The sequence below is a fragment of the Mesorhizobium sp. M7A.F.Ca.US.014.04.1.1 genome, assembly GCF_003998745.1.
Taxonomy (GTDB): Bacteria; Pseudomonadota; Alphaproteobacteria; order Rhizobiales; family Rhizobiaceae; genus Mesorhizobium; species Mesorhizobium ciceri.
On sequence record NZ_RZRW01000229.1, the window covers coordinates 1,795 to 7,859 of the forward strand.

Consider the following 6,065-nt stretch of genomic DNA (forward strand, 5'->3'; position numbering starts at 1 on the left):
GACTTCTACCGGGTGCGGGTGCCGGCGCAGAAATATGCGGTCTTTGCCCACCGCGAACACATCTCGACCATCCGCCGGACGGTCAACACGATCTGGAACAAATGGCTGCCGGCCTCCGGGCATGAGATCGCGGACGCGCCGGAATTCGAACGCTACGGCCCCGAATTCGACCCGCGCAGCGGCAAGGGCGGGCTGGAGATCTGGATACCGGTGAAGGCGTAGTCGGTCAGGCCATCGGCAACGCCGGCCAGCGATCGGCGATCCGGCCGCCGGAAAACACCGCGATCGACCCGAACTGCTGCAGCACGGCTTCGCTCTGCGTCGGCCTTAGAAACGCGTAGTCGCCGGGCTTTGCGGTCGCGTCGGCGGGCAAGCCCATGAATTGCTGGTTGGAGGACAGGCCGAGCAGCCCGTTCGCCTTCATGCCTTCTGGGAAGACCGGCTCGGCCATCCACTTGCCGCCATAGAGATAGCAGCCCTTGCGCGGAAACCGGCCGAGCGCCTGCAGCAGGCGGGTGACGGCCGGCGGGCCAGGCAGCATCGGCTCGACCACTTTCAGGATCGGCGTGGCAATGAAGGCCGCCGGCTGGAAGCCTTCTAGGCCTGGCGTATCGAAGTCGCTGGGCAGCACGAAGGCCGAGCCCATCGACACTTCATTGGCCGCGCCGCCACGATGAAGCAGCGCGGTCTTGCTGCCGCCGATGTTGAGGATACGGCGCTGGTCGGCGCCGAGACAGGCGACGAACGCCGCAGCCTGCGCCGACGCCTCCGCCAATGCCTTTGCCGGTCCGCCGAAAAGGCCGGGAATGAGCGGCGCATGCGCCTCGTAGGCCATGACGCCTTCGCAATGCAGCCGGGCCGGCAACGCGCTCAACGCCTTCGACAAGGCCGCGGGATCAGCAAAGCCGCCGCGATGCAGCCCGACATCGATCTCGAAAGCGATGCGCAGGCCGATGCCGAGTTCGTCAGCGAGAGCACCGTATTCCGCCAGTCTCTCCTCGCTGTCGATCAGCCAGCAGACACGCGACCAGTCGGCATCACCCTTCACCAGCGCAGCCCTTGCCGCACCGATCGGCATCGGCTTGCCGTAGAGCAGATCGGCATCCGGAAACGCCTTCAGCACCGCCTCGCTGATCGGCGGGTGGAAGGTCATGAAGCGCTCATGGCGAAACGCCTTGCCTATATGCGCAAGCAGCGGCAGGCAGGCGAGCGATTTGTCGACCAGCCGCACGGCCAGGCCGGGATCCAGCCTCCCTTTTACCAGGGCAATGTTTCCGTCCAGCCGATCGCGGTCGAGCAGCAGGCAGGGTCGGAAGATGCCGGCGGTCTTCAGCGCATCCGAGAGGGTGGAAAAATAGGTGCTCATCATTCGATGCCGAACAGGCCGGCCATGTAGGGCGACACGAAGCGGTTTTCCGGATCGATGTCGCGGCGCGCCGCCATGGCATCGTCCCAGCGCGGGTAGAGCTTTTTCAGCTCCGCCGCTTTCAGGCTGTGCATCTTGCCCCAATGCGGCCGGCCGCCATATCTGCGGAAGATCGGCTCTGCCGCCCGCATGAACGGCAAAGGATCGTTCGCGGCGTCATGGTGGATGGCGATGGAGCAGGTCAGCCTGTTGTAGAATGGCGAAAGCCAGAACTGGTCCGGCGCGACCGAGCGCACCTCCATCGGGAAATAGACCTCGGGAAAGCGCTTCTCGGTCAGCTCGATGATCTCGGCCAGCGCCTTCGGCCCTTCCTCGAACGGCAAATGATATTCCATCTCGTTGAACTTGGTCTGCCGGTCGCTGGCATAGACGTTGAGCCAGTCCTGCACGTAGTCCTCGGCGGGAAATTTGGCGGCCGCCGATCGGATCAGGCGGCCACGCAGCGATGGCAGCCAGGCAAGTGAAGTGCGCAGCCTGCGCAGTGTCCTCAAACCCGCCTCGTCCTCTTCCGGCGGCCGCGTGGTGGGTGCGGCATCGCTGAAATCGCTGGCGATGAACTGCGCATAGCCGGAAAACGGAATGTAGTAGAATTCGGCCGAGCGATGCGCGGCCATCATCGCCTCGAAATCACGCAGCATCTCGGTGATCGGCAGCACATATTTGCGGCGGCGCAACCGGTAGGTCGCGATGTTGTTCAGCGTCACTTCGGTGAGCACGCCGAAAGCGCCGAGCGCAACACCGATGGCGTGGATCATGTCCCGATCCCCTGCCCGCTTGAAGTCGCGGACCTTGCCAAGGCCGTCGACGATCTGCACCGTCTCCAGCTGCGTGTGATAGGCGCCGAGCGTCGGCCCAGAGCCGTGCGTGGCTGTGCCCAGCGCGCCGCCGATCGCCTGGCGGTCGATATCGCCCATGTTGGGCAGGCCCTGGCCAATTCCTTGCAGGATGTGCATGAGCGGGCCGAGCCGGGTCCCTGCCCGCACCCGCGCCTGATGTTTTTGCGCGTCGTGCGAGACCAGCCCTTCCAGTCTCTCCAGGGACAGGATCGTGCCCTGCGATTTCACCAGCGGTGTGAAGGAATGACCGGCGCCGGCAACGCGCACCGGGCCGGGCGCGGTCCGGACGAGATCACCGAGTTCACCGGCATCGCCGGGGCTGGCGATCAGCTTGGGCTCGGCACTTACGAAGCCCGACCAGTTGCTCCAAGTGTTCGACATGGCGCTCCCCGCTCAGGCAACCGCACGACGGCGACGTGACACAAGAACGAAGAGACCGAGCAGCGCCACGCTTGCCACCGCGCTGGCGGCGGCGAATTCCGGCACCGGCCGGAAATCCTTGCCATCGATGAGCAGCGACGCCGCAATCGGCCCGATCGCCAGGCCGAACAGCTGGGCTGCCGGCACCAGCAGCACAGCGGTGCGCGTCTCGTCGGCGGTGATCGCCAGACGGATCTGGTAGGGCACGATGAACAGCAGGATAAAGCCCATGGCCAGGGCAGCGACCCAGAACGTCGTCAGGCCGGGGCTGCTGGCAAGAACCAGGGAACTGACAAGCGCCACGACGCCGATCGCCGCGATGGCAAGGCGATAATCGATGCGCGCCTCGAACGCGGTCGCCGTCATCGCCCCCAGGACCTGCACCGCGAGGCTGGCCGAGACGATCAGGCCGACGGTGCGGCCATCGATGCCGTATTGCGCGCCTAGCGGCTCCAGAAAAGCCCAGACCGCGCCGAAGAACATGAAGTAGCAGAAGACCGACAGCAGCGCGGTCATCGAGGGAACCGTCAGCACATTGGCCAGATTCTCTTCCTTGGGCAGGTCGGCATAGTCACCGGGCACGGTGAAAGCGACCGCCAGCGACACGACGCAGACGACGGCAAGAACGATGAAGCCACCCGCCGACCCTGCGGCCGGGATGACATAGAGCGCCAGCAACAGGGCGAGCGCGCATTGCGCCAGCGTCTGCATGGTGACGAAATAGCCGCCGATGCGCTCGGCACGCCGCGAGCGGGCGATCAGTTCGGTGGCGATGGCGACCAGACCGCCCTCGGCGAGCCCGGCAAGGGCGCGGGCCGCAATCAGCATGTTGGCGCTCGCGGCATAGGCCGTCCACACATTGGCCAGCGCCAGCAGCAGCAGAAGGACGGCACTTTTCCAGCGCATATTGTGGGCCGAAAGCAGCATCGCCACGACGGCCGAACCGATGGCAATGGCGATCATCTCGGCGGTGGCGACCAGCGCCAGTTCGTCGCCGCTGACATGGCCTTCGGTGTAGAGAGCTCCGAGCAGCACCGGCTGCAGGCCGAGGATGAGCAGGCCGACCGAACCGATCCACAGGGCCGAGGCGAGCTGCCAGCCGGTCGGATTGCCGACCAGCCAGTCGCCACTGCCTGCGTGGCCGATATCTGTCGAAGCCAAAGGCGCCTCCCCAACGTCCTTGCCGCGCGGCAAAAAAGCTGACAACCTGTCAGTATTTCAGAAACTGATACTTGATCATATTTCTTGTCAACCGGAATCTAAAAACCGTGCGAAAGATCGGTGCATGACGGAATTGAAGAGAATGGCGACCGAGCCGAGGCGCAAGCCCAAGCAGGAACGCAGCCGCGAGCGCATCGACGCGATCCTGTCGACGACCATGCGGCTGATCGGGGAAAAGGGTATCGACGCCGTCACTATGAAGGAGGTCGGCATGCTGGCGGGCGGGCCAATCGCCACCGTCTACCACTACTTTCCCAACAAATCGGCGATCCTGGCGATGCTCTATGAGCGGTTTTCAGAGGTCAGCCGGGCACGGCTGACGACGATCATCGCCGAAATCCACGAGGCGAAAGATGTCATCGTGGCCGCTGACCGGCTGCTCGATGATTATCTCAGCCGTGTCGCCGGCGATCCGGCCATCCAGGATCTGCAGAACGCCATCCAGGCCGACAAGGCGCTCAAGAACCTCGACCTCGCCGAAACGCGGCACCAAGCCAAAATGTTCTGCGACCATGTCATCGCCTTGCTGGAGCCCGAGAGGCGCGAGCAGTTCGAACGCATGGTTCTGCTGATCTTCCAGCTCGCCGGCGGCGTGGTGCGCCTGGCGCTTGCCGAGGGCGAAGCGGAAAGCCGCCGGACCATCGAGGATTACCGGTCTATCATTCACACGCAGCTGCGGCTGTTCCTCTAGAGCCGCGCCTATTTCGCCCGATGGACGAGGCCTTCGAAGCCGTGTGTCAGATCCGAAGCGCCGGCCGCGAACATCTTGACGAGATTTTGCGGACGGCCGGGAGTCTTGTTCGCATCGAGGAGGATGGCCCTGCCCTCATGCATGACGAAATCGAATTTTCCATAGTCGAAGCCGAGTTCACGCCGGCGCTCACGCAGTTCGTCGGGCACCGGGACGGGCTCGCGCCGGATCGTCTCCGATGCCTTGACCAGGCCGTTCGGGGAGACGTAGCGGGTGCAGCGCTCTCGCTCTCCGCAAAACACCCAGAAACGAACAGCAAAACCGTCGGGTTCTCTCTCCGGAATGAACTTTTCCACGACGAGATCGTCGCAATCAAAGACGCCGTCTGGAACGTCGCCGAGAGATCCGTGGATCTCATAGGGGTGCAAGATTGGCAAATGCGGAAACGGCGGCTGTTTGCCCGCGCGCTCGGATCGCCGGTTGAGGAGCGTCTCCGGGATTCCCCGATTGTTGAGATTGCTTTTGACGATCACCTGACCTTGCCAGCTGTCGGTTTTGTCGATCAATGCACCACTGATCCGCCGTTTGGATATGTCGGCGGCGCCGATGTTGAGGCAGAATGCAAAACACCGGGCATAGTCGACATAGTCCGTTGGCGTCACCGTGGCATCGACATGCAATACCGCCATATCGGCGCTGACCGGCTTCGACAGGCCTTGCTGAACCCGAACCGAATGGCCGCGCCTTTTCAATTCCGCAAGAATGTCGAACAGCATGTATGGGCTGCTCCTGCGCAGCAGAATATCGCGCCTGCCCAGGAACCTGTCATGCTCATGCGTTATCACGGCGATACGCGCCACTATCCACCTCCTGGACTGTCTGTAGATGCCTTGAAATGTCTTGGCTTGTCCAACGACCTCTATTAAGCCCCGGTGATATCCAAAATCCAGGCGTGCAGGGGGCCAATGGAATTGCATGACAAATCATTGGGACGATTACCACCGCCATTGGAAACTTCTGGAAGCGCCGCTCCGGCCGACAGCGGAAACCGTCGCTATATTCGATCGCGAACTTGATCTCGGAAATGCCGATGTCCTTCTCTTGGGGGTTACCCCGGAATTGGCAGTTCTGGGCAAGTCGATGTTGGCGGTCGACCAGTCGGCGGCCATGATTTCCGGCGTATGGGCTGGCGACGACGGCTCGCGACGGGCAATCGCCGGCAACTGGCTTAACCTGCCCGTGGACCGCGCAAGCATCGACGCCGTCATCGGCGACGGATGCCTGTCGGCGGTCGCTTCCCAGGCGGCGCGCAGTTCGTTGTTTGGCGAGGTCGCCAGGGTGCTGAAGCCTGGCAGGCGCGCAGCGATCCGCGTCTTCGCACGACCGGAAACGGCGGACGATCTGTGCGGCATCGAAGCTCTGGTTCTGGCCGGCGGGATCGAGAATTTCCACGCGCTCAAATGGCGGATTG

The 6,065-nt window shown here is 63.4% G+C and carries 7 protein-coding genes; 3 read left to right on the forward strand and 4 right to left on the reverse strand.

What is annotated here, in order from left to right; genetic code table 11:
• The coding region (locus EOA22_RS16700; protein ID WP_164755501.1) for a GyrI-like domain-containing protein at nucleotides 1-222 on the forward strand (222 nt) is incomplete at its 5' end.
• Between the two features lie 4 nt (nucleotides 223-226).
• On the opposite strand, the gene EOA22_RS16705 is transcribed toward EOA22_RS16700, so the two are convergent.
• Genes EOA22_RS16705 through EOA22_RS16715 form a run of 3 tightly spaced genes read right to left on the reverse strand, consistent with a single transcriptional unit; the run spans nucleotide 227 to nucleotide 3,843 of the window.
• Nucleotides 227-1,366: an alanine racemase gene (locus tag EOA22_RS16705; protein ID WP_164755558.1), complete on the reverse strand. Its 1,140-nt coding sequence runs from the start codon at nucleotides 1,364-1,366 to the stop codon at nucleotides 227-229.
• Nucleotides 1,366-2,643, reverse strand: coding sequence for a D-arabinono-1,4-lactone oxidase (locus EOA22_RS16710; RefSeq protein ID WP_024504859.1), 1,278 nt, complete (start codon nucleotides 2,641-2,643; stop codon nucleotides 1,366-1,368). The genes EOA22_RS16705 and EOA22_RS16710 overlap by 1 nt, the downstream gene beginning before the upstream one ends.
• Nucleotides 2,644-2,655: 12 nt before the next feature.
• Nucleotides 2,656-3,843, reverse strand: a complete 1,188-nt coding sequence (locus EOA22_RS16715; protein WP_063170196.1) for an MFS transporter — start codon at nucleotides 3,841-3,843, stop codon at nucleotides 2,656-2,658.
• 124 nt (nucleotides 3,844-3,967) lie between these two features.
• On the opposite strand from EOA22_RS16715, the gene EOA22_RS16720 reads away from it, so the two are divergent.
• On the forward strand, nucleotides 3,968-4,594 hold the full coding sequence (locus tag EOA22_RS16720) for a TetR/AcrR family transcriptional regulator (protein WP_027163205.1): 627 nt from the start codon (nucleotides 3,968-3,970) through the stop codon (nucleotides 4,592-4,594).
• An 8-nt stretch (nucleotides 4,595-4,602) separates the two neighbouring features.
• Here EOA22_RS16720 and EOA22_RS16725 read toward each other — a convergent pair whose 3' ends face one another.
• On the reverse strand, nucleotides 4,603-5,571 hold the full coding sequence (locus EOA22_RS16725; protein ID WP_244514288.1) for a hypothetical protein: 969 nt from the start codon (nucleotides 5,569-5,571) through the stop codon (nucleotides 4,603-4,605).
• Between EOA22_RS16725 and EOA22_RS38900 the strand changes: the two genes are divergently transcribed.
• The coding region (locus EOA22_RS38900; protein ID WP_245478642.1) for a class I SAM-dependent methyltransferase at nucleotides 5,570-6,065 on the forward strand (496 nt) is incomplete at its 3' end. The genes EOA22_RS16725 and EOA22_RS38900 overlap by 2 nt on opposite strands.

Coding starts and splice junctions, on each gene's coding strand:
- EOA22_RS16705 (WP_164755558.1), bottom strand. CDS start 1,366: ATGAGCACCTATTTTTCCACCCTCTCGGATGCGCTGAAGACCGCCGGC.
- EOA22_RS16710 (WP_024504859.1), bottom strand. CDS start 2,643: ATGTCGAACACTTGGAGCAACTGGTCGGGCTTCGTAAGTGCCGAGCCC.
- EOA22_RS16720 (WP_027163205.1), top strand. CDS start 3,968: ATGACGGAATTGAAGAGAATGGCGACCGAGCCGAGGCGCAAGCCCAAG.
- EOA22_RS16725 (WP_244514288.1), bottom strand. CDS start 5,571: ATGCAATTCCATTGGCCCCCTGCACGCCTGGATTTTGGATATCACCGG.